Here is a 24,721-nt window from a genome sequence, read left to right on the forward strand (position 1 = left end):
TCGTCACAGGCCTTTCAGGCGGTAGGGCACGAACGCGTCGTCCTGGTCGTAGGGGTAGGAGATCTCTCGAGCCACGGTTCCGGTCGAGCCGCCTTCTTCGATGCCGTAGTAGGCGGTGTGCTCGTCGTTGGCCCACCCGTTGAAGATGGCGACGTGCCCGTTGGCGCCCTCTGTGCCAGGGCCGCCCTTCATGAGGACGTCGCCTGGCTTGAGGTCTTCTTTGTCGATGGTCTCGGCGAAGTCGGGCAGGGTCACCGTGTTCTCGCTGGCGTCGAGTCCCCAGGCCATGGAGACGAAGCCGGAGCAGTCGGTACGGTATTCGTTGCCCTGTGGGTCGGGGTGATAGCCGGTCATGTCGTAGGGGACCTGCTGGTCGACCCAGGTCTGTGCACGATCGATGATCTCGTCGCGTGCTTCATCCTCGGTCTGCTGCGTCTGGCCCTGCTGGTTCTGACTCTGCTGGTTCTGACTCTGCTGATTGCGGACCTGGTTATGCGATCCGGCTTCCGGGGCTGCCTGCGCAGGGGCGCTGACCAGGGCGGTGCCGCCGGCAACGAGTCCGACGGTCAGTGCAGTGCTTGCGAGTGTGCGTGTCACCTTCATGAGATCTTCCCTTTCTCAACGTGGCTGAATCGCTGTGTCTGAATCGCTGCGTCGTTGTCGTTTCAGTGCGCGGGTGTGGCTCAGATGATCGCGTCGACATCCTGGTTATCGGCGACGAGCTGGGCAGCGAGCGTCTCCCACTTGTCGTATGCGTCCGGGTAGGCCGATCCTTGGACGGCCTGAGCGGCTTGTCCTGGGGTCATCGAGTCCCATCCCTGGATCTGGAGGAGTCCTGGATTCGGGCACAGAGGATTGACTCCGTAGAAGGCCTTCGATGCGTAGACAGGGTCCGTCACCTGGGCCAAAGTTCCCCAGCTCACCGAGGGGCGCTGCTGGAACAGGCCGGCAGAATCACGGTCGCCGCCGTCGAGGTTGAGCAGACTCGACTCCTGCAGTGCCGTCATGACGGCGATCTTCTGGGCCTCGGTCGAAAGGTCAGCACCCTTGCCGACGGCGATGATGATGCGTGCATTGTCGATCTGGACCTGGCTGAGTGCCGTGGAGTCCTGGGTGCTGGGGACCTTGCCGCCGTCGAGCGCCTTGCTGGTGAATGGAGCTGCCTCGGGTGCTGGGGAGTTCGGCTGCGCTGATGCGGCGGTCGCCATCGAGGCACCACCGGCGATGAGGATTGCTGAAAGAGTTGTCACTGCGAATGCACGCTTGAGTTTCATCTGTTCTGACTCTCCTATGATTGCGAGCGAGAGGTACGGGTCGGTCTGTGGTCTCGCTCACGCTCCACCCTTTCGGAGTCAGGTGGTGGGTTTCAACGAATGCGTTCTCAACGGCAGTTGAACACTCCTTGTCCCGAGATCAAACTCGGAATTCGGAAGTAGCCTTGCTCCATGGACCCAACGTTGCCCAAGGACGTCGCATACGCGGTCGGTGCTTATCTGCGAAGCGCCGACCAACTGTTGCCGGGTGCGGTCATCGCATGCGCAGTCGGTGGTTCCATCGCCCTTGATGCCTACCGACCGGGCCGCAGCGATATCGATGTCATCGCCGTCCTCAGCGATGAGTGGAAGGGTCACCGAAGCCTCATGGCACGCCTGCGGCTTCTGCACCTGTCGCAGGTGCCTCGTCTGACTGCCCGTGCTGCCCGCGGTATGGGGTTCAGCGCCTGCTGCAACACCGTCTTCATCTGGGAGTCCGAGGTCGCGCATCCAGTCACCCAGATCCGACCGATCGCGTCCCACGTCGGCGAGGTCTTCGACTCTCACGGTGCTTTCGACGTCAATCCGGTGATCTGGAAGGAACTCGTCGACGGAGGCATCTCCATCCGCGGCGGCCCTGTCTCGGACTGGGGTCTCGACCCGGAGCCCGGTGAACTCCGCAGCTGGGTGGCCCGCAACCTCCGCGAGTATTGGGCACCGCTGGCTGACAGCGCCCACAGTGGCCGACGCCGCCTATCAGCGGGAACTGTGGAGTGGTGCCTGGTCGGGCCGGCGCGAATGCACCACACCCTTCTGACCGGGGAGATCATCAGCAAGGAGGCCGCCGGAAGGCGTGCGCTCGAGGCTTTCCCCGACCACTCGGCGATCCTCGAGGTGGCCCTCGCCCGACTGCGAGGCGCCCCGCTACCGGCAAACCCACCTCGTGATCAGTGGCGCGGCCTGACTGCATCGGCGATGAGGTCGATCATCGCCGACTCCCCAGCCGACGACCTCACTTGATATCGTCGACGTCCTGGTTCTCGTCGACGAGCTGAGCTGCCAGCGGTTCCCACTTCGCGTACTCGTCAGGGTAGGCCGAGGACTGCACGTCCTGCGCGGCCTGGCCCGGGTCGATGGTCTCCCAGTTGTCGATCTGAGTGAGGCCCGGGTTGGGGCTGTCGGGATTGACTCCATAGAACGACTTCGACGCGAAGACGGGATCCTCCACCTGCTTGGCCGATCCCCAGTTCATCGAGGGGCGCTGCTGGAACGCTCCGACGGAGTCCCGGTCCCCGCCGTCGAGGCTCTGCAGGCTCGACTCCTGCAGTGCGGTCATCACGGCGATCGTCTGGGCCTTCTCCGACAGGTCCGCGCCCTTGCCGACGCCGATGATGGTGCGGGCATTGTCGATCTGCTCGGAGCTGAGTTCGTCCGGATCATCGATGCCCACGGCTGCGCCGGCAGCCTGGCCCTGACCGGCGTCCGAGGCGTTCGCGCTCGGCTGGTCGACGGCTCCTGAGATCGGATCGGCCGAGGCCGAGGTCGCCGCAGCCAGGGAGAGACCCCCTGCGATGACGGCAGCTGACAGTGCAGTCACCGCAAATGTGCGCACGCGTTTCATCTGTTCTCACTTTCCTGTTGGATCGGGCGAGCTGCCCTGACGGCGTCCTGGTTAGGTCCGGTCCACGTCTGTCTCCTGCTTTCGGCACAGGGATGCTCCGGTAAACGCCTCACACCACACTGTCGGACACAGGAAGTCGGTTCAATGCCGAGAGGCTCATAGGTGGCTTCGTCTCGCCGCAACGAATCGGGAGGGATTCGTGAGCATCAGCTCAGAATTCGCTGACCGCTCTGCGGCACCATGCGCCGCCCGAACTCGCCCGTGACCCGGGTCTCGGTCTGCCCATCGGGTCGCTCGCAGGTGCGAGTCAGACTCCATTCAGGACGCCGATCTCCTACCTCACAACCTCGCGTGAGGTGTTGTCGATACGGCGGGTCCAACCGCGACCGTCGAGGTATTCGAGCAGGGGTATGACGACGCGACGCGTGGTGCCCAGAGCCTTACGAGCAGCGCTCGTCGTGAACGGCTGGTCCAGTCCCGCAAGCAGCCGCATCGCCTGTGCGGGTGTCCGTGGTGACACGACCACACCATCGCCGAGGCGCAGGAGTCGTCCCGCGGACTCGGCGACAGCAAGCTCCCGCACACCCAAACGAAGTTCTCGCAGGTCATCAGCTTCGGGGGCGGCAAAGGGATTGGCCGCCAAGCGTCGTTCCACTTCGGCGACACCCGCCTCGGCAGGGCCCAGATCCGCGGAATGCCCGGGAGGGCGGACCATACCCTTGACTGTCTCCAGGCCGGCGCGGGAGGCGATCGCGGCGACGAGTTCGCGATTATGATCACCGGGCAGCGAAGGGTCGAGGCGGCGCAGCTCTTCAGCCAATGCCTTCTCGGGGACGCCAGCTGCCAAGGGCTCTGCCGCCAGCTTCGCCTTCACGATGGACGCGGCCGCTTCCACCCAGTTCTCGAGGGTCGGCCGGTGCACGAGCCATCCCCCGGACGCATTCACCACAGCGTCAGACAGGTCCTCGGGCACACTCAGACCGAAGCGCACCAATCTGGCCCGTTCGACGGCTCCCCGGCGGGCCACCTCGGCGAGGATATCCCCGGTCTCCGGACGACCTTCCAGCTCACGGGCTCGCCTGGTGCCGGCGCCTCGGCGGCTGAGTTCGGGTGGGTCGACGTCGAGGACGACGACTCCGGCGAAGACGTTGCGGCTGCCGGGGCTGCGCAGGACGATCCGGTCCGTGACCTGCAGCGGCAGCGGGCGTTCGAGCGTGAGGCGGGCGTGGTCGCCGTCGAAGGGCCGCATGTGCACCGGGACCGCGGCGGTGCCGATGTGGAGCATAAGCCCGTGCACGCCCTCATCGAGGAGTTGGCCCATGGTCCGGCGCACGTCGATGACCTCGACGATCGGCCACGCATCGTCACTGATGAGAGCGTCACCGCGGTGGATGTCATCGGCTGCGACGTCACGAAGATTCACGGCGACACGGGCACTGGGGACGACCACCTCGGCGGAGGAGTTCCGGCTCTGCAGACCGCGGACGGCCGTCGCCTCGTCCGAGGTCTCCCCGACGAGGCGCAGACGATCACCGGTGTGCAGGGTTCCGGCCGTGAGCGTGCCGGTGACCACGGTGCCGGCGCCCTTGATCGTGAAGGCGCGATCGACCCACAGCCGCAGTCGGGCCTCGGAGTCGGGGGCAGGAGCCTCGGCGGTGACAGCATCGAGCGTCGCGACGAGTTCGTCGAGACCGTCCCCGGTGGTCGCGGAGACGGTGAGCACCGGAGCATCAGCCAGCGGTGTGCCCCGCAGTTCGGCTCTGACCTGGGCCTCTGTCGCTGGGAGCGACTCGGGGGCGAGGTCCGCGCGGGTGATGACGACGAGGCCGCGGGTGATGCCCAGCGCGGTGATCGCGTCCCGGTGGTCACTCGACTGGGCCTGCCACCCCTTGTCCGCTGCGACGACGAGGCACACGATGGGGGCCGGGCCGACGCCTGCGAGCATGTTCGCGAGGAACTTCTCATGCCCAGGAACGTCGACGAAGGCGAGCTCCCGCCCGGACGGCAGAGTCGTCCAGGCGAAGCCGAGGTCGATCGTCAGACCCCGTTTCCTCTCCTCTGCCCAGCGGTCCGGTTCCATCCCGGTCAGGGCGTTGACCAGGGTGGACTTCCCGTGATCGACGTGGCCGGCGGTTGCGAGAACGTACATCTCAGGCATGGTTCCCACGAGCTCGGTTCACGGCCTCGCCGACTAGATCGTCATCGGCTTCGGGGACGCAGCGCAGGTCGATGAGGCATCGTCCCTGGTGAACTCGGGCGACGACTGCCGGGTTGCCGAGGCGCAGCGGGCGGGCGAGCTCCTCGGGCATTTCGACGGCCCAGCCGGGAAGGGGAACGCCGGGGGCTCCCCCGCCGCCGACGCGCCCGTCGTGGGCGACAACGGTCCCGGAGACGAGGCCAGCCAGGCGCTCAGAACGTTCCCTGAGCCGATCGACGTCGATGTGCAGAGCGTCCTGGACCGGGTTCTCGGTGTTCGCGACCGTGGCCTCGATTGCGGCCAGCGTGAGTTTGTCGGTGCGCATCGCCCTGGCCAGGGGGTGCTTCGCGATGCGCTGCACGGCATCGCTGCGGCCGAGGATGAGTCCGGCCTGCGGTCCGCCGAGGAGTTTGTCGCCGCTGACGATGACGACATCGGCTCCGGCGGCGAGCGCACTGGCGATGTCGGGCTCATCGGGCAGGTAGGGGTCGGGTTCGAACAGTCCGCTGCCTAGATCGGCGATGAGTGGGAGTTCATGGTCGTCGGCGAGTTCACGCAGCGCAGCGATCTCGACGGAGGCGGTGAAGCCTTCGACTCTGAAATTGCTCGTGTGGACCTTGAGCAGGCTTGCTGTTCGATCGGTGATTGCCTCGGCGTAGTCGTCGAGATGGGTGCGGTTCGTCATGCCGACTTCCCGAATCCGGGAACCGGTCGTCGCCATGAGATCGGGCAGGCGGAAGCCAGCACCGATCTCGATGAGTTCCCCGCGACTGACGATGATCTCGCCTGCCACCGACGCGTCGCTCGCACCGGCAGAACCGTCGTTTCCTGACATCTTGTCACCGCGCAGCGCAGTGACCGCGAGCAGCAGCGCAGCGCCACCATTGTTGACGATCAGTGCGTCGTCGGCTCCCGGGCAGGCTCGCAGAATCGCCTGCTTCGCACCGATCCCCCGCTTGCTGCGTCGACCGGTCTCCAAGTCCATCTCGACATCGACGTAGCCGGCCGCACTGGCCACGGCCCGTCGCGCCGGTTCGGACAGAGGAGCGCGGCCGAGGTTGGTGTGGACGATGATTCCGGTGGCGTTGAGCACCGGGGTCAGTGAGGAGGCCGAACGGGAACTCAGGTGTTCGATGACGGTGGGGACCACCTCGGCGACGGGGATCTCACCGGCGCGAGCGGCTTTCTGAGCTTCGACGATGATCGCCCTGATCGTCGACTGGCTCAGCCTCTCACCTGCGGTGATGACCTCCGGGAGGTCGAGGAGGTGATCGGTGCGCGGAATGCTGCGCCGCGGATCCGTATGGGCCAAGGCTGCATTCTCCTTCACTGCGGTCGAGCGCGACGACACCGACGATGCTGGTGGCGGAGGCGGACGGGAATCGAACCCGCCAGACCGAGATACTCGGTCTCACCGGTTTTGAAGACCGGGGAGCCCACCAGGACTCGGACGCCTCCGTGAAGAATCCTACCCCGGCGTGCAGGGCCCCGGCTCCCCGCCTGGACAGGGACAACGCTGATTGTGTCCACACTGACCTCCGGGAGAGGCTTCTCGCCTCGAACGCAGAATGCTAGCCTGAAAGTGGAGGGGCGGCGCGCTCTCCGATGTCGAAGGGGACATCCATGCCGATCGGCTACATCATCACAATTCTCATCATCGGGGTGTGCACATTCACCGCCCTGATCAGGGTCACGCGCTTCGGAATCCTCGCCTTCTACCTCACGATGGTCATCAACGAGATCCCGCATCTGGCAGCACTCCTCCTCGTTTTCTCCACTGTCCTGGCACTCAGCGAAGGCGATCTGCACGGTCTTCTCGGATCCGTGCTGCTCATCGTCGCGGGGCTCGAGTTCGTCGGTCTCCTCGAACTGACCAGGCGAGCAACCCGTGCCCGGTCAGTGGTCGCCTCGACCGCTGCCGACCACGGTGTGCAGATCAGCAACGATGCGGCTCAAAGCTGGATACGACCGCTCGTCTTCCCGGTGCCTCTGCGGCCAGGGGCGGTCAAACGAATCGGACGCTTGCCCTACGGCGATCATCCTCGCCAGCGCCTGGACGTCTACCGGCACAGGAACGGTGATCTGTTCGGCCCGATCCTCGTCTACTTCCACGGCGGCGGCTATTCCTCCGGAAGCAACCGGAATGAGGGCCGCGTCCTACTTCATCGTCTGGCCGTTCAGGGCTGGACGTGCATCAGCGCCACCTATCGCCTGCGGCCCGACGCGGGATTCACCGACCATCTCGACGATGCGCGCACTGTCCTGCGATGGGCCCGGGACAACTCCGAGATCCACGGCGGCGATGTCACGAGGATCGTCATGGCCGGCAGTTCGGCCGGCGCACATATGACCGCGACGACCGCGCTGGCTCCTCCGAGTTCCGCCGAGGCGGTGCCGCGGATCGCTGCCGCTGTGTGCTTGTACCCGTGGATCGGTCGATATTTCGGCCGAGGCGAGGACGAGTCACAGCCGTCAACGCCTCTGGCTCTTGACCCCTCAACGGCACCGCCGATATTCATCGCACACGGTGATCATGATTCCTGGGTTCCTGTCGAAGAAGCTCGAGCCCTGTACGACCACATTCGCACCGGGTCGCCGAACACGACCTGGTACGTCGAGCTGCCCGGCGCCCAACACGCCTTCGATGCTCTGTTCTCCTGGCGCAATGCCGCCATCGTGGACGGCATCGTCGCCTTCCTGGAACCATCGGCGATGCCAATGAACTGACCGATTCACGCCGATGAAAGGACACATCATGTCGGATTTCACTTGGGATCCGAACACCTACCTCGACGTCATGGCCGAGGAGATCCCCGACTACCGACGGCTCCAAAGTGAGCTTGCCGCAGCCGTCGCCGAGGCGGATCCGCGCACGATCCTCGACCTCGGGGTGGGCAGCGGGCTGACCGCCAGACGGGTCGCCGAGGCACTGCCGCAGGCACACATCCACGGCATCGACGAAAGTGAGGAGATGCTGGCCGGTGCCAGGAAGGTTCTCGATCATCACCGCAGCACGCTGAGCCTCGGGCGGCTGGAGGATTCGCTGCCGAACGGTCCCTTCGACCTCGTCATGTCGACGCTTGCGGTGCATCACCTCGGCGGGGAGGGGAAGGCCGATCTGTTCTCACGGATCGCACGGGTCCTTGTTCCTGGCGGCCGGTTCGTGCTCGCAGATCTCGTCGTTCCACCCGATCCGGCAGATGTGATCACGCCGATCGACGGGGTCATCGACACCCCCAGCCCGCTGGCCGAACAACTCGATTGGCTGAGCGAGGCAGGGCTGACACCTCGCGTGGCCTGGCAGCACCGGGATCTCGCGGTGGTGGCAGCAGACATGGTCGATTGACAGACGGTGCACCCTTCACCCCCGCTTTCACTCTTCTGACCGAGTTCACTCAGGGTTTGCTCAGGTGTTGTCATGGTCGCCTTAGGCTAGCCGGGTCTCCCCGCTGTCTTTCCAGAAAGACCCCATGTCTTCACGCATCCTGCCTTCGTCGAGTAATGCCGCGTTCACCAGGTCATTCGTTCTCGTTCTCGCAGTGATCGCTGCACTCCTCGCTCCGGGGACGATAGGCCCGGGCGGACTCCTGGCCACCTCGGTGCCGGCGAGCGCTGCCCCGCCCAGCGATGAGGATCTAGGCAAAGACCGGTCGGTCCTCCGCTCCTCCGAGACGAAGCGGGTCGCACCGGGCCTCGAGGTCACGGACTTCTCGCGTCTTGAGGACGGTGGCTGGAACAACGGAAACGTTCTCACCGCCGATCTCACCACGGATTCCCTGTCCCTCGACGTCCGCGACACCGGCACGGTCGCCAGCCACGACACCACGAGCGAGATCATGAAGGGAGGCAAGAACGGTGCGAAGGCAGTCGCAGCGGTCAACGGTACGTTCTTCGACATCAACCACTCCTATGCCCCCATCTACACCTCGGTGAGCAGAAACGGAATGCGGATCGGCTCTCAGACTCCCAAACCGGCATTCACCCTCGCCGACAAGAAGGCCGCTGTGACGATGCTCTCGGCGGCGGGCACACTGACCGCCGACGGAGAGGAGACAGACCTCGGTGGGCTGAACAATCCGAACCTGTCGAGCGATGCGATCGGCGTCTACAACGAGGCCTGGGGTGACTACTCCCTCAATCGGCCCGTCGGCGGACCCGATGCGATGGCAGAGGAGGTCGCGCGGGTCACCGTCGTCGACGGCGCCGTCACGAAGTCCTCCGGGATGATCGACGAGGCCGGGGATCCGGACGTTCCCGAGAACGGCCAGGTCCTCCTCGGACGTGACTCGGGAGCGAAGACTCTGTCTGAGCTCGAGGTCGGCGACGAGGTGGAGATCGAGATCGGTCCCAGCGAGGACGTCGACCTGGGCATCGGGGGAAGCCACCAGGTCCTCAAGGACGGCGAAGTCCCCGATATGGGCAAGGACAGCTTGGTGACCACCGCGCATCCGCGCACTGCCGTAGGCATCAGCAAGGATGGATCCGAACTGTTCGTGGCCACGATCGACGGTCGCAGCGAATCATCGGGTGGAATGAGCCTCGACGATATGGGCGAGTTCTTCTCCGACATCGGCGCTCACAACGCCATCAATCTCGATGGCGGCGGTTCGACGACGATGCTGGCACGCGAAGCCGGAGCAGATGCGCCCGCGCTGCAGAATGACCCCTCCGACGGAGAGGAACGCTCGGTCGGTAATGCCCTCGTGTTCTACTCCGATGCGCCGGCACAGACCATCAACGACGCACAGATCGAGCCCGTCATCGAAGACGAGGACTCCGTGTTCAAGGGGCTGCACCGCAGTCTCACAGGCACAGCTCTGGGCGCGAACCTCGAGCCGATCGCCGCCTCAGGTTCCTTCTCTGCCGAAGGTGGCGTCTCGCTCGCCGATGCGGATGAGGACACCGCTCGTGTAGCCGGCGACGCGACAGGGACCGGACGGGTCTCCTACCAAATCGGCGGTCACACTGCGCGACAGGAGCTGCGGGTGCTGGGTAAGGCCATCGGCCTGCAGCCGAGCACTCGCGCGATCAACCTCGAGAAGACGGGGGCGAGCGAGAAGGTGCGCGTCCAGGGCTTCGATTCTGAGGGCCGGCGCGCCCTCATCGAGCCACGGGACATCGATATCGAGTCCTCGGAGGGGCTCTCGACTGAGGACGACGGAACGGGCGGCCTCGTCGTCACCGCCGAAGGCGATTCGCCCACGGGATCGATCGGACTCACCGTGGGCGAGGCCACGACGACCATCCCTGTGACGGTCGGCACGGAATCGACCGAAGTGCTCGACTTCTCCGACCTCTCCGGATTCACCGACGCCTCGGACCGCGCGACAGGCTCCTTTACGGCAGGAGAACCCACCGATGACGGCAAGCCGAGCATCGACCTCTCCTATGACTTCACCACCTCCTCGGCGACCAGAGGTTACTACCTCGTTCCGAAGGAACCGGTGCCGATCGAGGGCAACACCCTTGCCTTCGAGATGATGATCCGCGGCGACGGAACAGGAGCCTGGCCCCGACTCCAGGTCAAGTCGGCTGACGGGACGACAACGAACATCGACGGGGACCATCTCACCTTCGACGGTTGGCAGAAGGTGCGCTTCACCGTGCCCGCCGGTCTCTCACAACCGCTGACCCTCGAGCGGATCCGCATGATGGAAACCCGATCGGCCGAGAAGTACACGGGCGAGATCTCGATCGCAGACCTACGCGCGGTCTCCACACCGCAGACCGATGACCCCAAGACGCAGGCGATTCACGATCCGGCCCTGCTGAGCACCGGCTCCGTCGCGGGCCGGCCCCAGCAGGTTGCCGTGATGAGCGATGCCCAGTTCGTCGCCACGGATCCCGACTCAGAATCGGTCGAGGGCGCACGGCGGACCTTGCGTGAGATCCGCAAGGCCGACCCGGATCTGCTCGTCATCAACGGAGATTTCGTCGACGAGGCCTCACCTGCTGACTTCGAGCTCGCCGAGTCGATCATCAAGGACGAGTGGACCGAGGACATCCCCTACATCTATGTCCCCGGCAACCACGAGATCATGGGCGGCGAGATCGAGAACTTCGAATCCGCGTTCGGATCACCGACGACTGCCAGGACCGTCGGTCGCACGAAGGTGCTCACCCTGAATTCCTCGGCCGGGTCCCTGCACGGCAGCGACAGCGAGCAGCTTCGTGCACTTGAGGATGCCCTCGCCGAGGTGGATGAGAGTGATCATCTCACCGGCATCACCGTGTTCTTCCACCATCCTCCGCAGGATCCGCTGCCGTCGAAGACGAGCCAGCTCGGCGACCGTCGTGAGGCCGCGGAGTTGGAGAAGAAGCTCGGCGAATTCCGGGAGAGCAGCGGAAAGTCTGCCGCGGTGATCAACGGCCACGTCGGAGTCTTCCACGGGGCTGCAGTCGAAGGAGTCTCGTACCTCATCAACGGCAATTCAGGGAAGAATCCGGCGGGCACGCCTGCCACCGGCGGATTCACCGGATGGACGATGCTCGGCATCGACCCCGGAGTGGGTGAGGTCGGAGATAATCCGAGCACCGCCGACCGCGTAGGTTGGCTGGCCGCAGAGACGAAGCCGCAGGTGGACTCCATCTCCGTCGATGCACCGACATCGATGGTGACCGAACAGTCAGCCGATATCTCCGCCGAGTTCACCCAGGGTGAGCGCACAGTGCCCGTCGGCTGGCCGGCAACGGCACAGTGGGGCGGAGACGGTGTCGTCATCGATGCCGGCGCCGAGGCTGATATGCAGAAGGCGACAGGAGCGAAGGTGCACGCCGAGGCGGCTGGATCCTCGGCACCCGAGGCAGCCTCCGAGGTGATCCGGATCAATCCGGCCACTGGAGAGATCACCGCCGAGAACCCCGGCACCGCAGTCGTGGAGGTGACTGTCAACAGCAAGACCGCGAAGACCACGGTCGAGGTCGCCGGAGACGGACCGCCTCCCGGACCAGGCGATGACGAGGGTGATGAGGACGCCGAAGGGTCTGACAACGGAGCCGATGAGGACGGAGCTTCTGCAACCTCGGATGACGGTTCGAACGACGACGGGGCTTCGGCAGGGTCAGAAGACGGCACATCTGCTGCATCGGACGCCTCGGATGACGGCGGTGACGAGGCGAACGGTTCGGGCAGTGCGGACGGCTCGGACTCTGAAGTGTCTGCTGGCGGCTCGGATGACAGCAACTCATCCGACGATGGCTCCGATCAGTCCGGTAACAGGGACGGTTCGGCGAATGACGGCTCCTCTGCGAGCGGCGGCGCCGATCCAGGGTCGAATTCGGACGGTTCGGGCGACGGAGGCGGAGATCTGCCGAGAACCGGCGGGCCGGTGCTGGTGACGGCCGCTGTGGGCGCTCTGCTGGTCATCGGCGGACTCGTCATTGCGAGGCTCGCCCGTGCCCGCCTCGGCGATCGGTCGGGGGTCCGACACTGATGCATCGGTGCCGCTGCCCCGGCGATCAGGCGGCGCCCGATCATGGTCAAATGAGCACCTGTAGCACTAGTCTCACCTCGGTGTTAGTCTCGCGGTATGACTGCCATCGATGATCGTCTGACTTCATTCGCCCACGGCGGAGGGTGTGCCTGCAAGATCCCGCCCGGCGAGCTCGAAGAGGCGGTCAAGGGCCTGACCGGCCAGCCCGGTGCCGATGTCCTCGTCGGCCTTGACGACGGTGACGATGCCTCTGCCGTCCGGGTCCGCGATGACCTCGCGGTGCTCTCGACCGCTGACTTCTTCACTCCTGTCGTCGACGATGCCTACGACTGGGGGCGGATAGCGGCGGCGAATGCCCTGTCCGACATCTACGCGATGGGCGGGACGCCGATCACGGCGATCAACCTCGTCGGCTGGCCGCGCGAGAAGCTGCCGATGGAGCTGCTCACCGAGGTTCTTCGCGGAGGCCTCGACGTCGCAGCCCAGGCGAAGTGCCCCGTCGCCGGTGGGCATTCGATCGACGATCCCGAGCCGAAATACGGCATGGCCGTGACCGGCATCGCTCATCCCGATGAGCTCATGCGCAATGACGCCGCCGAGGTGGGACTGCCGTTGACCCTGACCAAACCCATCGGAGTCGGCATCCTCAACAACCGGCACAAGCAGACCGGCGAATACTTCGACGAGGCCGTCGCGACGATGACCGCGCTCAACCGCGACGCTGCGCAGGCGGCAGTGGCTGCAGGTGTACGCGCGGCCACCGATGTCACCGGCTTCGGGTTGCTCGGCCACCTGTTCAAAATGTGCCGTGCATCAGGCGTCGGTGCGGTCATCGACGCGGCCGCAGTCCCCCGCCTCGGCGGAGTCGATCAGTCGATCGCCGACGGGTACGTCTCCGGCGGAACTCGTCGGAACCTCGACTGGGTGCGTCCCAGCCTCACCGCCGACGACTCAGTGAGCGAGGATGACCTGCTCCTCCTCGCCGATGCCCAGACCTCGGGCGGACTGCTGGTCGTCGGCGAGATCCCGGGACAGCCGATCATCGGTGAGATCGTCGTCGGCTCGGGTGTGCACGTGCGGTGAAGTTGGCACGTCACTTCGTCGTCGTGGTGGCGGTAGCAAGCAGGGCCGAGGGGTGGACCTCAGCGTGCAGGATCGGGCTTCGGCCTGAACCGTTCGTGAGCAGCTGTGAGTAGATCGACCAGCTCCCACCGGCCCACTTCCAGCGGCTGGTTGAGAACGATCCTCTCCCCCTGAATTTCACGCGTGAGGAATGAACGGCGCGTCGACCGCCTCCCTGATCCCGAAGCGAACGCAACATTGACAGCGGGGAAGGACGGGGATTCCGGGCGATTGCCGAAACTCGCTGTTGTCACGCTGTCGACTACCGACCACGTCGCATGGTGCACGGTCTCTTCCCCGCTCTGTCCGTCGCGAATGAGTTCGAGGCTCTCCGGTGTGAGCTCGAGACGGTAGTCCTGCTGATGACGTCTGACGATGAGCATCGGGGACACCAAACCGAAGAGGATCAAGTGCACGACTGCGCACAGTGCTACGAATCCGTCGGCGCCCAACACCAGAACGAGCAGTCCGAGCAGACCCAGCGCCACGCTGCCGATGAGACGTCCGGTGTATGCGCCGGAGGACGCGCGGCCGATGACAAGCCGACCGTTCTTCTCGATGGACTCCAGTCGTATCGCGACTCTCTCACCCTTCGAGGCCCCTGCGGGGAAAATCGGTGATGACTCGTCCGCGGACTGCCGATACCCCGGCGTCTCATCGCTGCCCGTCATGTCTTCCATAAGCGCCCCATGAGTCCAGACTACGACAGATGTGCGGGGCTTCACGCTGAAACAAGATCAATGACCTGGTCGACCGTGCGGGCGTGCACGTTCGTTCATGCAGGGCCCCGCATCCGCTCGGTCCGAACGACCGTCTAGGCGATTCGATCCACTCGTGTCATCCGCCCGCCGTCGGTGAGGAGCGGCAGATTCAGCGCGGCATGACGTCCTCATCCCGGAAGCGCCTGAATCCGCTCGCGAAGAGCCAGTAGACGAAACCCATGATGGGCGCCACGAGCAGTGTCTGCCACCACGAGAACATGCCGTTGCGCCGGTCGGCGAGCAACTCTTTGACGGCAACCTTCATAGGTTCCACACGTTACTGCACGTGCATTATTGTGCAACATGTGTTGTCGGAAATTCCGAGCATCCCTCACCGTTGACGCCACAACGCACCACTGCGGCACGTGGTAGTGCTGCTCCCAGTGAGGACTTCCACCCGCTGTCCGCGTCAGGGGGGGTGCCGCTTACACCCCGGTCGTGATCGAGTCGCCTGTGATGCCGCGGGCGCGACGTTCTTCGAGGCGAGCGCGCTGCGGTTCGACTACGTGGCGCGGATCCTTCGTGGATTCGATGCCGGCTTCGAGGACCCCGAATCGCGTGTACGCCGAGGCGGCTGCAAGTGCCGCACCGCTGACTGCTGAGACGGCACGTAGTGCGGCTCGAGTCTTCCAACCCGCACCCTTCCCCAGCTTCTTTGCGAACACCCTGGCCCCCACCTCGGCGGCGGCTGTTCCGATCGCACCGGCGATGAGCAGCTTCTCCGCCCGGTGTAGCTTGTGGCCGGGTTCGCCCTCTTCGAGAGGATCCACCTCGGCGGGGTGCATGCCCTTCTTCATCCGATCCATCGTGATCGCCTCTCCGGCGGCACCGACCAGAGCGAGCAGGCGTGCCGGTCCGGTCTCCCGCACGGGAGCCAGAGCCATCGCAGTGCCTCCGGCAGCCACTGCGGCCGAGGACACGAAGACGTAGGAGAGACCGTTGCGGCCAGCAGCGTTCCAAGTGGGGACCGCGGTGTCGCCGAGGAGCGCTCCGGTGTACGCGGCCAGAGGAGTGGCGAAGAGTGCCGACTCGAGCGCGGCAGGAGTCTCGAAAGCATGGAGGATTCGACGCAGCGGCCCCAGCGGAAGCCGCAGACCGGTCAGCCGGTCGACTTCGATCGCGGCAAGTACTCCCGAGCCGACGCCGAATCCGGAGAGGATCCAGGTGCCCAGGCTCATGGGCGAGCTGACTTTGAACACGCGCATCATGTTGAGGAAGCGTTCGGGACGGCCGAGGTCGGCCACGAGTGCCGCTCCCCCGACGCCGGTCGCGGTGATCGCCGTGAGCCTGGTGGCGATGCGCAGACCCGGGCGGTCGCTGAACTGGGCGCCGAGGCCCAAGAGGCTCGAGCCGCCGGCCAAGCCGCCGAGGAACAGGTAGAGCGCGATCTCATCGCCCCATGGCGGAGCCTTGACGATGGCACGTCCGTAGTAAGAGGAGAATTCGACATCCTCGACCATCGGCATCTCACGGTTGCCGTCGGCCCCGCGGTTCTTCCAACCCTGACCGCCGCCACGGCCACCGGGGCGACCACCTCGGCGACGTTTCTTCCGGCCCCGATCGAGCTCAGGTGGGCGGTAGGAATCGTATTCGGATGTGCTCAATGCCGGCTCCCGAGAAACGCGAGTCCGGCGGCAGCGACCATGCCGAGTGCGGCCATGCCCGCCTTGGCATACATCTGGGGCAGGTCCTTCGTCGGCACCCGCGGATCCGGCGGCAGTCCGTAGACCTCGGGTTCGTCGAGGATGAGGAAGACAGATCCGGTTCCGCCGACGCCGTCGTTCGGGTTGGCGCCGTAGAGTCGGGCCTCGGTCATGCCCTTCGAGTGGAGGTCGGCGACGCGGGTGTGGGCCTTGTCGACCATGTCGTCGTGGTCGCCGAACTTGATGGACTCTGTCGGGCAGGTCTGCGCACAGGCCGGAGTGTCACCTTCGACAAGGCGGTCGTAGCAGAGCGTGCACTTGTTGGCCGTGTTCTTGTTCGGCACGTCCATATCCGCGGCCTTGCGGTCATCGCGGTCGGTGGGCGTGTTGATCGTGCCGTCATCACGGCGTTCGATGACGCCGAAGGGGCAGCCGGCCACGCAGGTTCCGCAGCCGTTGCAGACATCGTTCTGCACGACGACCGTGTCGAATTCCGTGCGAAAGAGTGCACCCGTGGGGCACACGTCAAGACAGCCGGCGTGGGTGCAGTGCTTGCACACGTCTGAGGACATCAGCCAGCGGAAGTCCGCTGTGTCCGGAGGCGTCGTATCGAGTTTGGCGATGTCCTCCGGGTCGCTCGGGCTCAGGGCTCCGGGTGCCAGCAGGTCGATGCCCATCGGCGGTGTCGACGGCAGACCGCCACCCGAGGCACCAGCCCCATTGGACCCGGACTCTGCGGCACCGAGGGCTCCACCCAAAGGCTGATCACCTGCGGACTCGTTCGAACGGGGTCGGATCGTCGGCATGCCGAGGTTGACGAGTTTGCGTCCGGATTCGCGGGCGGCTTCGATCCGCTCGGAGTCCTGTTCGATGAAGGCGACGTGTCGCCAGGTGTTGGCGCCGAGGCTGCCCGTGTTGTCATACGAAGAGCCGAGGAGTTCGAAGGTGCCGTCCTGCGGATTGTTGTTCCACTCCTTGCAGGCGACCTCGCAGGCCTTACAGCCGATGCAGATCGACGTGTCGGTGAAGAACCCTTTGCGCTCGTGCGCGGAGCCGTGCCAGTGCCCGTCCGCAACGGCGTCGTTCTCGACAGTCGAAGTCGACATCAGTCCTCCTCCTCGTTTCCTCTATTGTCCACGGTAGTCGTGTCAGCAGCCTCGTCCTTTCGGCCGCTGATGTCACGTGCACCCTCGCCGAGGTTGCCCTTCTGAGCGCTGTCCGCATCCTTGCCGATGTAGCCACGGTCCGGATCCCCGTCGGTCGGGTCCCCGTCGTCCGCGCGGTTCGCGCCCACGGTCTCGGTCCTGTTCTCGTCGATGGAATCGGCGGGTCGGAGATCGACACGACCCGAGCGGTCGTCGGCACTGTCGGTCGCTTCTCTTCCGAAGGTGCGCCCGGGGGCGACACCGACGGCGGAGTCGCCACCGCGATGCGGATGCCCGCCCTTGCTGGCCGCAGAATCAGCGGCGAGCGACTCGGCGACCACCTCGTCGGAGACGGTGACGAGCTGGTTGCCCGATTCGGGACTCAATCCCGCCTCTCGCTGGTACTTCTCGACGAAGTCGACGAGTTCGGGTCCGCGCGGACGCCTGCCCGGCATGATCGTTCCGGCCACGTACTTGCTGTTCTGGATGAACACGTTCGGGTCCATCGTCACGCCCAGCAGATCGTTGGCGGAGTCGCCTTCGACCGTGGCATCCCCACCGACGCCCCAGTGGTAGGGCAGGCCGATCTGGTGGATGGTCTTCCCGCCGATTCTCAGCGGCGTCATCCTCTTCGTCACGAGCACGCGGGCCTCGATGGCGGCCCGCGGGGAGACCAAGGTCGCCCAACCGTAGGGCTCCAGGCCCACCTCGGCGGCAAGCTCCGGTGAGATCTCGCAGAACATCTCGGGCTGAAGTTCTGACAGGTAGGGCAGCCACCGAGACATGCCGCCGGCGGTGTGGTGCTCGGTCAGACGGTAGGTCGTGAACACGTAGGGGTAGACCTCGGAGCCGGGGTTGCCGGCACCTGGCGCGGACAGGTTGTCCTCACGGCGCATGACCAGGCGCGTCGGTGAGCTCTGCTGATCGTAGAGCGGGTTGGCCACCGTGGATTCCTGCGGTTCGTAGTGTGTGGGCATCGGTCCGTCGACCATGCCGCTGGGTGCGAACAGCCAGCCCTTGCCATCAGCCTGCATGATGAACGGGTCGTCCCCGTCAAGATTCGCAGGTCCGCCGTGGGCCTGATCCGAGCGCGCTGAGGGCGCTCGGTCGATCGGGAAGTCGGGCACATCCTTGCCCGTCCATTTGCCGGTCTCCTCGTCCCACCAGACGAATTTCTTCCGCTCCGACCAGGGCGTGCCATCCGGTGCCGCCGAGGCGCGGTTGTAGAGGATGCGGCGGTTCGCCGGCCACGCCCAGGCCCATTCGGCGGCGGTCTCGTCCTGCTCTGTGCGGGGCTTGCGCCGGGCGGCCATGTTCTGCCCGCCGGCGTAGATGCCCGCGTAGATCCAGCAGCCGCCTGCGGTGGTGCCGTCGTCGGTCATCTGGTTGAAGTTGTCGAGCGGCTGCCCGTCCTTCTCCCCGCCGACGTAGTAGCCGTTGATCTCGGCCAGCACGGATTCGGGGTCGACTTCGCCCTCCTCGTCGACCGGGTAGTCCCAGGTCATGTCGAGGAGCGGACGGTCGCGAGGGTCGGTCGAGTCCTTCAGCTTCTCTCGCACTCGCTGACCGAGTTCGAAGAAGAAGTCGAGTTCGCTCTGTGCGTCACCTGGCGGGTTGACGGCCTTGTGCCGCCACTGAACGAGGCGCTGCGTCTGCGTGAAGGTGCCGGCCTTCTCCGTGTGGTTGGCTGCGGGCATGAAGAACATCTCGGTCTCGATGTCCTCGGTTGTGAGCTCACCGCTGGCGATCTCCGGACCGTCCTTCCACCAGGTGGCGGACTCAATGAGCCGGAAGTCGCGGACGACCATCCACTTCAGGTGGCTCATCGCCATGCGCTGCATCCGACCGTTGGCTGATCCCACGGCCGGGTTCTGGCCCAGCAGGAAGTAACCGTCGACACCATCGTTGAGCATGCGGACCTGCGTCTGATAGGTGCCGTGGGCGCCGTTGATCTTCGGCAGATAGTCGTAGGCGAAGTTGTTCTCCTTCGTCGCCGCGTCGCCCCACCACGCCTTGAGCAGGTTGGTGGCGTAGCTGCGCCCGTTGGCCCAATAGCCCTTATGGGTCTCCGGGGTGCCCACAGCGGCGACGTAGTCGTCGAAGGTCTCGTGAACTCCTGCACTGGGCATCGGCAGGTAGCCGGGCAGCAGGTTGAACAGGGTCGGGATGTCGGTCGAGCCCTGGATCGTGGCGTGCCCGCGCAGAGCCATGATGCCGCCGCCAGGTCGGCCCATGTTGCCCAGCAGGAGCTGGAGGATCGAGGCGGTGCGGATGAACTGCGCGCCCAGGGAGTGCTGGGTCCAGCCCACGGCGTAGGCGAAGCAGGTGGTGCGTTCGCGTCCGGAGTTCTGGGTCACCGACTCGACCAGGTATTCGAAGTCGGCGGGTTTGATGCCGCAGTTCTCGGCCACCATCTCGGGTGTGTACCGGGAGTAGTGACGCTTGAGAATCTGGAACACCGACCTGGGGTCGCTCAGGCTCTCATCCCTGACCGCCCGGCCTGCTTCGTCGGTCTGATACGACCAGGTCGAGTTGTCGTAGGAGTTCGTGTCTGGGTCGAATCCGGAGAAGAGACCGTCCAGGTCCTCCGTGTCCTGATAGTTCTCGCTGATGAGGTTCGTGGCGTTCGTGTACGCACGCACGTACTCGTCGAAGTGCAGACCGTCGCTGAGGACACGGTTGATGAGCGCGCCCAGCAGCACGATGTCAGAGCCGGCCCGGATCGGGACGTGCTTATCGGCAACCGCTGTGGTGCGCGTGAATCGAGGATCGACGTGGATGACGCGGGCACCTCGGGCCTTGGCCTCGGTCACCCATTGGAAGCCCACTGGGTGGCACTCGGCCATATTGGATCCCTGGATGATGATGCAGTCGGCATTCGCCATATCCTGGACGGGTTGTGTGGCGCCGCCTCGCCCGAACGAGGTTCCCAAACTGGGAACCGTGGCGGAGTGTCAAATACGCGCCTGGTTCTCGATCTGTATCGCCCCGGCCGCGGTGTAGAGCTTCTTCGCGAGGTAGTTCTCCTCGTTGTCGATGGTCGCCCCGCCGAGGCTGGCGATCCCCATCGTGCGACGCAGCGGGTGGCCCTTGTCGTCGAAGTCCTCCCAATGCTTGCGGCGGGCTTCGATGAAGCGGTCGGCGACCATGTCGATCGCGGTGGGCAGATCGAGTTTCTGCCAGTCTTTGGCTCGTGGTGCTCGGTAGAGGACGTCGGTGATGCGTCCGTTGGCGTTGACGAGCTGTTCGCTGGCCGCGCCCTTGGGGCAGAGGCGTCCGCGAGAGATCGGTGAGTCCGGGTCGCCTTCGATCTGGATGACCTTGTCATCCTTGACGAAGACCTTCTGACCACAGCCGACGGCGCAGTACGGGCAGACCGACTGCACAACCTTGTCCGCGGTGGCATTGCGTGAGGTGGTCTCCCGCGTCTTCTGGGACACCACTGATTCGCCGCGCCCCGACGCATCGGAGGATCGCAGCTGCCGGATCACCGGCCACTCGAGAGGACTGAACCGAGCCATGGCTCAATCCTAGCCCTTCTCGGTGGCCGGTGGTGACCAAATCGATCACGATCATCCGTCGGTGTTTCACCAGGTGAGATGTGGTGATCTCACTCGCCGAGGTGGCTCCTCAGTCGGTGACCATGTGCGCCAGGAGGACGCTGTCGTCGATTTCCGATGGCTTCCCGTCCGGTCCTTCGACCTCGCGGGTGCGAAGCTCACCCAGTTCGATCTCCCAGCGAGCCGGGCTGCCGCCGATGAGCAGGGCGAAGTCTCCGTTCGGGGTGACCGGTTCATGATGATGGCCGAGTCCGTGGCCCAGTTCGTCATCATGGTTCTCGGCCCAGTCCGGCATCTCCGCATGGGAGATGAGCAGAATTCTGCCGCCCGGTGCAACGTACTCAGCCAAGCGGCCGACGAGTTCTTCCCGGGTGTCGGGCAACCGGGTGTGGAGGAAACAGCCGAGGACGAGGTCGAAGCCGCCTCGGCGAGGTTCGAGGTCACTCCACGTGGTGATGTCGGCGACCTCGAGCTTCACGCTCACACCTTTTGCCTCGGCAATCTCGCCGGCACGGTCGATTGCGGTCTGGGACAGGTCGATTCCGGTCGCGTCCCAGCCCTGCTCGGCCAGCCAGGTGACGTCGGCGCCCTCACCGCAGCCGACGTCGAGGACGCGGCCGGGGGTGAGGCCGCGGGCCACGGCGACGAGCGACTCGTTGGGGTTGCCCGACCAGATCGCCTCGCCGGTGCCGGCGTAGCGCTCCTCCCAGGCAGCGACGGTGTCAGGGACTCCCTCGTTCGAGGCGGAATCCTGAGAAACAGCCTGCTGGGGTTCGGTCACTGTGCCGATCCTGGTCCGGAGGCCTGCTGCCCGGCTTCGGGAGCTGACTGGCTTGCGTCTTCGGGAATGGCAGAGGGATCTGCCTGGTCGACTCCGGCTTCCTGCTTGGCCAGTTCCGCGCGGACCTCGTCCATGTCGAGGTCCTTGACTGCGGTGATGACCTGCTCGAGCTGAGGTGCGGCGAGAGCGCCCGGCTGGGCGAAGACGACGATGCCCTCACGGAAGGCGACGAGGGTCGGGATCGAGGAGATCGCGAAGAGTCCTGCGAGCTCCTGCTGTGCCTCGGTGTCGACCTTGCCGAAGACCACGTCCGAGTACTGTTCGGAGGCCTCTTCGTACACGGGGGCGAACTGCTTGCAGGGACCGCACCAGTCGGCCCAGAAGTCGAGAAGAAGGATCGAGCTGTCGGTGATGGTTGACTCGAAGTTGTCTTTGGTGATTTCGATCGTAGACATTCGGGCAGTCTAAACGCCGACTATGAATACTGTCTGGACGCATTCGCAGTCTGGACTGCTGTTCGGACAGCCGCTCAGCCTCTCCGGTCAGCGCCGATCGTCCGCAGTTCGGTCGATCGTCTGTAGCTCAGTCGACCGTGTGCAGTTCAGTCGACGAGGTCGCCGATCGGCTCATCTGCCGTGATGGCAGAGAAGACGGCGTCGGCTGCCGGAGACTTGACGACTCGGTTCTGATTGTCAGGTGCCGGCTGCCACGGCATGATGTTGAAGCTGATCGAATCCTTGGGCACCGATGACACTGTCGACGCCAGCGAGGCAAGGGCCGAGACCGAGTCGAGGTCATCATCGACGCGCAGAGACGAGGTGACCGCGTCGAGGAAGTTGTAGAGCCGGTCGGGCCGCGACAAGGTGTGGGAGCTCTTGGCTCTGTCAATGATCGAGTCCATAACCATCTGCTGGTTGTCCATGCGTGAGATGTCACTGCCGTCGCCGACTGCGTGACGGGTCCGTGCGAGCGCTAGGGCATCGGTGCCGCCCAGGGTCTGCTCTCCGGCCGGGAGATCGAGATTCGCCTTATCGTCGTACAGGGGTTCGTCGAGGTCGACGACGATTCCGTCCAGTGCGTCGACGATGGTGGCGAAGCCGTCGAAGTTGACTTCGATGAAGTGATCGACTCGAACTCCTGTGAGCTCTTCGGCTGCGGAGACTGAGCACGCCGGGCCCTGGTTGAGCGCCGAGTTGATCATGGCGCGTCGAGGTTCCGAAGCCCCCGAGCCGGTGTCCTGACAGGCAGGCATGTCCATCATCGTGTCGCGGGGAATCTGAATGGCGTCGATGCGTGAGGAGTCATCAGAGATGTGGGCCAGGATCATCGCGTCACTGCGGGCACCGTCGCCTGAGCCGTAGTCATCGGCATCCAGTTCCCGGGTATCTGAGCCGAGGATGAGGACGTTGAGTTCGTCTGTGATCTTCTCGGGCACCTCGCCGCCTCCCGCTCGCAGAGGAGAGGAGGTGATGTTCGACTTCAAGCCGTGCACAAGGGTGACGACCGTGACCGGTACCGCGATGACGAGGACCGCGAGGATGGCGACCATGGTGCGACGGCGACGGTATTTCATGGCCAGGCGGCGCTGACGGCGTGGGCCGATTTCGGAGGAAGGGCCGGTTTCGCGGTGCTGCATAGAACGTCAATTCGAAGTGGACGACGGATTGCATACAATCCTAATTATAATTTCTCCGAACTTTCTGGCACCGATCCCCGAAACACTCTGTTACAGTTAAATTGTTCCCGTACGAAACAGTGCGGAGCACATGGTGTCGCGAGCGTAGGTAGATTCGCTTGGCACCGTGCGGTTGCCAGTTGGCGCGTGTCTACCGTCCGCGCCTCATAAGATTTTTTATACTTTTCAGTCCGGCCGTTCTTCGGCTTCCATCCCGCACCTTCGAGTGCATTACCGATACCGAGCTTTCCCGCTTTCGCCTGAGACAAGGATTCTTCACATCAGCACGAATTCCGGAACGTCGGTTTCACCACAGTTTTCGTCGGACCTGCGTTCAATGCGCAGACCATCCAACGAGAAATCACACACTTAGACGATCAGCTTGTCGACTCTGTCGATCAGATCAGGTCTCTGAGAGTGTGAACAGCCGGGCCCGCAAAAGGGTCCGACCATCCAGATCGCTTCGGCGATCACCAGTTTAAAATAAGGATACAAAGATTATGGCTACAGGTACCGTGAAATGGTTCAACTCGGAAAAAGGTTTCGGATTCATCCAGCCTGACGATGGTTCAGCAGACGTTTTCACTCACTTCTCCGCGATCGAATCGACCGGCTACCGTGAGCTCACCGAAGGTCAGAACGTTGAGTTCGACTCGGAAATGGGTTCCAAGGGCCTCCAGGCCACCAGCGTTCGTCCCCTCTGAGAAAACCCGTAACTCTCCGGTCCCGGCCTGAGCGCTGCTGATTCGTCAGCAACGATCACCTCGCGGGAGCGAAGTTACCCTCAGTTTTACCAAAAGCGTGTGTTCGCGTTTGGAGCTTGTGTTCTCACTTGCTCCGAGCACGACCACACGCTTTTCGGCGTTCCGGGGCTGAGATTCAGCAACGCTGACATCCTGCAGTGCTGACATCCTGCGGTCATGCCGCGAGGATCCAGCGACAGTTCCGAGCAGGAGCGTCCGCGGACATCAGTCCTCTGCCGCAACGGGTCGCCGCGCGAAAGACGGAGCCAAGCGCCCCAGCAATTCGGTCAGCTGTTCCTGTTCTGCGGCGTCGAAGACGTCGCCCAGAAGGGTGGTGGCCTTCTCCTCGGCGACCTTGACGGCATCCTGGTAGAGCTCGGCACCGACATCGGTCACGCACACGAGTGAAATCCTCGCATCGTGCGGATCGGAGTCCCGCGCCAGGTATCCAAGTTTTTCAAGCGGTGCGACCAGGCGGGCAATCCCCGACGGGGTGATTCCCAGGCGATCAGCCAATTCGACGCGACGCAGTCGTCGATCCGGGGCAGCGCACAGACTCTGCAGCACGCTCATATCGTTCAGCGTCAGTCCCTGAACCTCCAGCTTCCTCCGGATTTCGGTGTCCGCCCGAACGAGTCGCATACACAGCTCCAACATGAAGCACAACCTTTCATTGTCAACTCATTGAGTACTCAACGATATGTCATGCAGATTGCAATTCAAAAATTGTCATGCGGAAACACTGAATGATGAACCTCTTGCGGGCAATGAGCTGAGGTTCGCCGAG

General features: G+C 64.4%; 19 protein-coding genes, 1 tRNA gene and 1 pseudogene. 6 read left to right on the plus strand and 15 right to left on the minus strand.

All coding sequences use genetic code 11. The features are described 5' to 3' along the window. Positions 1-3 precede the first annotated feature (3 nt). Both PGC08_RS19040 and PGC08_RS19045 read right to left on the minus strand, forming a co-directional pair. Complete coding sequence (locus tag PGC08_RS19040) at positions 4-603, minus strand: cell wall-associated hydrolase (RefSeq protein WP_096146141.1); 600 nt, start codon at positions 601-603, stop codon at positions 4-6. Between the two features lie 80 nt (positions 604-683). Then, positions 684-1,274, minus strand: a complete 591-nt coding sequence (locus PGC08_RS19045) for a hypothetical protein (protein ID WP_009882821.1) — start codon at positions 1,272-1,274, stop codon at positions 684-686. A gap of 171 nt (positions 1,275-1,445) precedes the next feature. Between PGC08_RS19045 and PGC08_RS19050 the strand changes: the two genes are divergently transcribed. After that, positions 1,446-2,273, plus strand: a complete 828-nt coding sequence (locus PGC08_RS19050) for a hypothetical protein (protein ID WP_271709178.1) — start codon at positions 1,446-1,448, stop codon at positions 2,271-2,273. Here the strand turns inward: PGC08_RS19050 and PGC08_RS19055 are convergent. The 4 genes from PGC08_RS19055 to PGC08_RS19070 all read right to left on the minus strand — a co-directional run bounded on the left by PGC08_RS19055 (position 2,266) and on the right by PGC08_RS19070 (position 6,529). Continuing rightward, complete coding sequence (locus PGC08_RS19055; RefSeq protein WP_009882819.1) at positions 2,266-2,874, minus strand: hypothetical protein; 609 nt, start codon at positions 2,872-2,874, stop codon at positions 2,266-2,268. The genes PGC08_RS19050 and PGC08_RS19055 overlap by 8 nt on opposite strands. 334 nt (positions 2,875-3,208) lie before the next feature. Beyond that, positions 3,209-5,023 carry a selenocysteine-specific translation elongation factor gene (gene selB / locus PGC08_RS19060; protein ID WP_164513863.1) on the minus strand — a complete coding sequence of 605 codons (1,815 nt, stop codon included), beginning with the start codon at positions 5,021-5,023 and terminating at the stop codon, positions 3,209-3,211. Position 5,024: 1 nt separating this feature from the next. Further along, the gene (selA, locus tag PGC08_RS19065) at positions 5,025-6,383 is read right to left on the minus strand and encodes an L-seryl-tRNA(Sec) selenium transferase (protein ID WP_096146142.1); all 1,359 of its coding nucleotides are present in this window, start codon (positions 6,381-6,383) and stop codon (positions 5,025-5,027) included. A 51-nt stretch (positions 6,384-6,434) separates the two neighbouring features. Then, positions 6,435-6,529: transfer RNA gene (locus PGC08_RS19070), tRNA-Sec, on the minus strand. A gap of 165 nt (positions 6,530-6,694) precedes the next feature. Between PGC08_RS19070 and PGC08_RS19075 the strand changes: the two genes are divergently transcribed. From PGC08_RS19075 to selD, 4 genes are all read left to right on the plus strand, one after another. Next, complete coding sequence (locus PGC08_RS19075; RefSeq protein WP_164513864.1) at positions 6,695-7,798, plus strand: alpha/beta hydrolase; 1,104 nt, start codon at positions 6,695-6,697, stop codon at positions 7,796-7,798. Between the two features lie 28 nt (positions 7,799-7,826). Next, positions 7,827-8,417, plus strand: coding sequence for a class I SAM-dependent methyltransferase (locus tag PGC08_RS19080; RefSeq protein ID WP_096158910.1), 591 nt, complete (start codon positions 7,827-7,829; stop codon positions 8,415-8,417). Positions 8,418-8,541: 124 nt separating this feature from the next. Further along, complete coding sequence (locus tag PGC08_RS19085; protein WP_271709179.1) at positions 8,542-12,504, plus strand: phosphodiester glycosidase family protein; 3,963 nt, start codon at positions 8,542-8,544, stop codon at positions 12,502-12,504. 96 nt (positions 12,505-12,600) lie between these two features. After that, on the plus strand, positions 12,601-13,587 hold the full coding sequence (gene selD / locus PGC08_RS19090) for a selenide, water dikinase SelD (RefSeq protein ID WP_069601165.1): 987 nt from the start codon (positions 12,601-12,603) through the stop codon (positions 13,585-13,587). A 59-nt stretch (positions 13,588-13,646) separates the two neighbouring features. Here selD and PGC08_RS19095 read toward each other — a convergent pair whose 3' ends face one another. The 8 genes and pseudogenes from PGC08_RS19095 to PGC08_RS19130 all read right to left on the minus strand — a co-directional run bounded on the left by PGC08_RS19095 (position 13,647) and on the right by PGC08_RS19130 (position 23,152). Next, positions 13,647-14,306: a hypothetical protein gene (locus PGC08_RS19095; protein WP_193084442.1), complete on the minus strand. Its 660-nt coding sequence runs from the start codon at positions 14,304-14,306 to the stop codon at positions 13,647-13,649. 190 nt (positions 14,307-14,496) lie between these two features. Next, a complete protein-coding gene (locus tag PGC08_RS19100) occupies positions 14,497-14,652 on the minus strand; it encodes a hypothetical protein (protein ID WP_271709180.1) in 156 nt (51 codons plus the stop codon). A 160-nt stretch (positions 14,653-14,812) separates the two neighbouring features. Further along, positions 14,813-15,991: an NrfD/PsrC family molybdoenzyme membrane anchor subunit gene (gene nrfD / locus PGC08_RS19105; protein ID WP_231443913.1), complete on the minus strand. Its 1,179-nt coding sequence runs from the start codon at positions 15,989-15,991 to the stop codon at positions 14,813-14,815. Further along, the gene (locus tag PGC08_RS19110; RefSeq protein ID WP_069601168.1) at positions 15,988-17,136 is read right to left on the minus strand and encodes a 4Fe-4S dicluster domain-containing protein; all 1,149 of its coding nucleotides are present in this window, start codon (positions 17,134-17,136) and stop codon (positions 15,988-15,990) included. The genes nrfD and PGC08_RS19110 overlap by 4 nt, the downstream gene beginning before the upstream one ends. A gap of 392 nt (positions 17,137-17,528) precedes the next feature. Beyond that, a pseudogene (gene fdnG, locus PGC08_RS19115) lies at positions 17,529-20,696 on the minus strand (formate dehydrogenase-N subunit alpha); the annotation flags it as partial. Positions 20,697-20,805: 109 nt separating this feature from the next. Next, positions 20,806-21,516, minus strand: coding sequence for a class I SAM-dependent methyltransferase (locus PGC08_RS19120; RefSeq protein ID WP_069601171.1), 711 nt, complete (start codon positions 21,514-21,516; stop codon positions 20,806-20,808). Continuing rightward, entirely contained in the window at positions 21,513-21,971 is a 459-nt protein-coding gene (locus tag PGC08_RS19125; RefSeq protein WP_096161526.1) for a thioredoxin family protein, read from the minus strand. Before PGC08_RS19125 ends, PGC08_RS19120 begins: the two co-directional genes overlap by 4 nt. Positions 21,972-22,117: 146 nt before the next feature. Then, the gene (locus PGC08_RS19130) at positions 22,118-23,152 is read right to left on the minus strand and encodes an LCP family protein (RefSeq protein ID WP_271709181.1); all 1,035 of its coding nucleotides are present in this window, start codon (positions 23,150-23,152) and stop codon (positions 22,118-22,120) included. Between the two features lie 539 nt (positions 23,153-23,691). On the opposite strand from PGC08_RS19130, the gene PGC08_RS19135 reads away from it, so the two are divergent. Next, entirely contained in the window at positions 23,692-23,895 is a 204-nt protein-coding gene (locus PGC08_RS19135; RefSeq protein WP_069601174.1) for a cold-shock protein, read from the plus strand. A gap of 264 nt (positions 23,896-24,159) precedes the next feature. On the opposite strand, the gene PGC08_RS19140 is transcribed toward PGC08_RS19135, so the two are convergent. Further along, complete coding sequence (locus PGC08_RS19140; RefSeq protein WP_162619361.1) at positions 24,160-24,507, minus strand: MarR family transcriptional regulator; 348 nt, start codon at positions 24,505-24,507, stop codon at positions 24,160-24,162. Positions 24,508-24,721 lie beyond the last annotated feature (214 nt).

Origin of the sequence: Brevibacterium sp. BDJS002, from assembly GCF_028201555.1 — a bacterium.
Lineage (GTDB): Bacteria > Actinomycetota > Actinomycetes > Actinomycetales > Brevibacteriaceae > Brevibacterium > Brevibacterium aurantiacum.

Bases quoted from the DNA above. Each gene is read 5' to 3' on its own strand.
- PGC08_RS19040 (WP_096146141.1), bottom strand. From the start codon at position 603: ATGAAGGTGACACGCACACTCGCAAGCACTGCACTGACCGTCGGACTC.
- PGC08_RS19045 (WP_009882821.1), bottom strand. From the start codon at position 1,274: ATGAAACTCAAGCGTGCATTCGCAGTGACAACTCTTTCAGCAATCCTC.
- PGC08_RS19050 (WP_271709178.1), top strand. From the start codon at position 1,446: ATGGACCCAACGTTGCCCAAGGACGTCGCATACGCGGTCGGTGCTTAT.
- PGC08_RS19055 (WP_009882819.1), bottom strand. From the start codon at position 2,874: ATGAAACGCGTGCGCACATTTGCGGTGACTGCACTGTCAGCTGCCGTC.
- selB (WP_164513863.1), bottom strand. From the start codon at position 5,023: ATGTACGTTCTCGCAACCGCCGGCCACGTCGATCACGGGAAGTCCACC.
- PGC08_RS19075 (WP_164513864.1), top strand. From the start codon at position 6,695: ATGCCGATCGGCTACATCATCACAATTCTCATCATCGGGGTGTGCACA.
- PGC08_RS19080 (WP_096158910.1), top strand. From the start codon at position 7,827: ATGTCGGATTTCACTTGGGATCCGAACACCTACCTCGACGTCATGGCC.
- PGC08_RS19085 (WP_271709179.1), top strand. From the start codon at position 8,542: ATGTCTTCACGCATCCTGCCTTCGTCGAGTAATGCCGCGTTCACCAGG.
- selD (WP_069601165.1), top strand. From the start codon at position 12,601: ATGACTGCCATCGATGATCGTCTGACTTCATTCGCCCACGGCGGAGGG.
- PGC08_RS19095 (WP_193084442.1), bottom strand. From the start codon at position 14,306: ATGGAAGACATGACGGGCAGCGATGAGACGCCGGGGTATCGGCAGTCC.
- PGC08_RS19100 (WP_271709180.1), bottom strand. From the start codon at position 14,652: ATGAAGGTTGCCGTCAAAGAGTTGCTCGCCGACCGGCGCAACGGCATG.
- PGC08_RS19110 (WP_069601168.1), bottom strand. From the start codon at position 17,136: ATGTCGACTTCGACTGTCGAGAACGACGCCGTTGCGGACGGGCACTGG.
- PGC08_RS19125 (WP_096161526.1), bottom strand. From the start codon at position 21,971: ATGTCTACGATCGAAATCACCAAAGACAACTTCGAGTCAACCATCACC.
- PGC08_RS19130 (WP_271709181.1), bottom strand. From the start codon at position 23,152: ATGCAGCACCGCGAAACCGGCCCTTCCTCCGAAATCGGCCCACGCCGT.
- PGC08_RS19135 (WP_069601174.1), top strand. From the start codon at position 23,692: ATGGCTACAGGTACCGTGAAATGGTTCAACTCGGAAAAAGGTTTCGGA.
- PGC08_RS19140 (WP_162619361.1), bottom strand. From the start codon at position 24,507: ATGAGCGTGCTGCAGAGTCTGTGCGCTGCCCCGGATCGACGACTGCGT.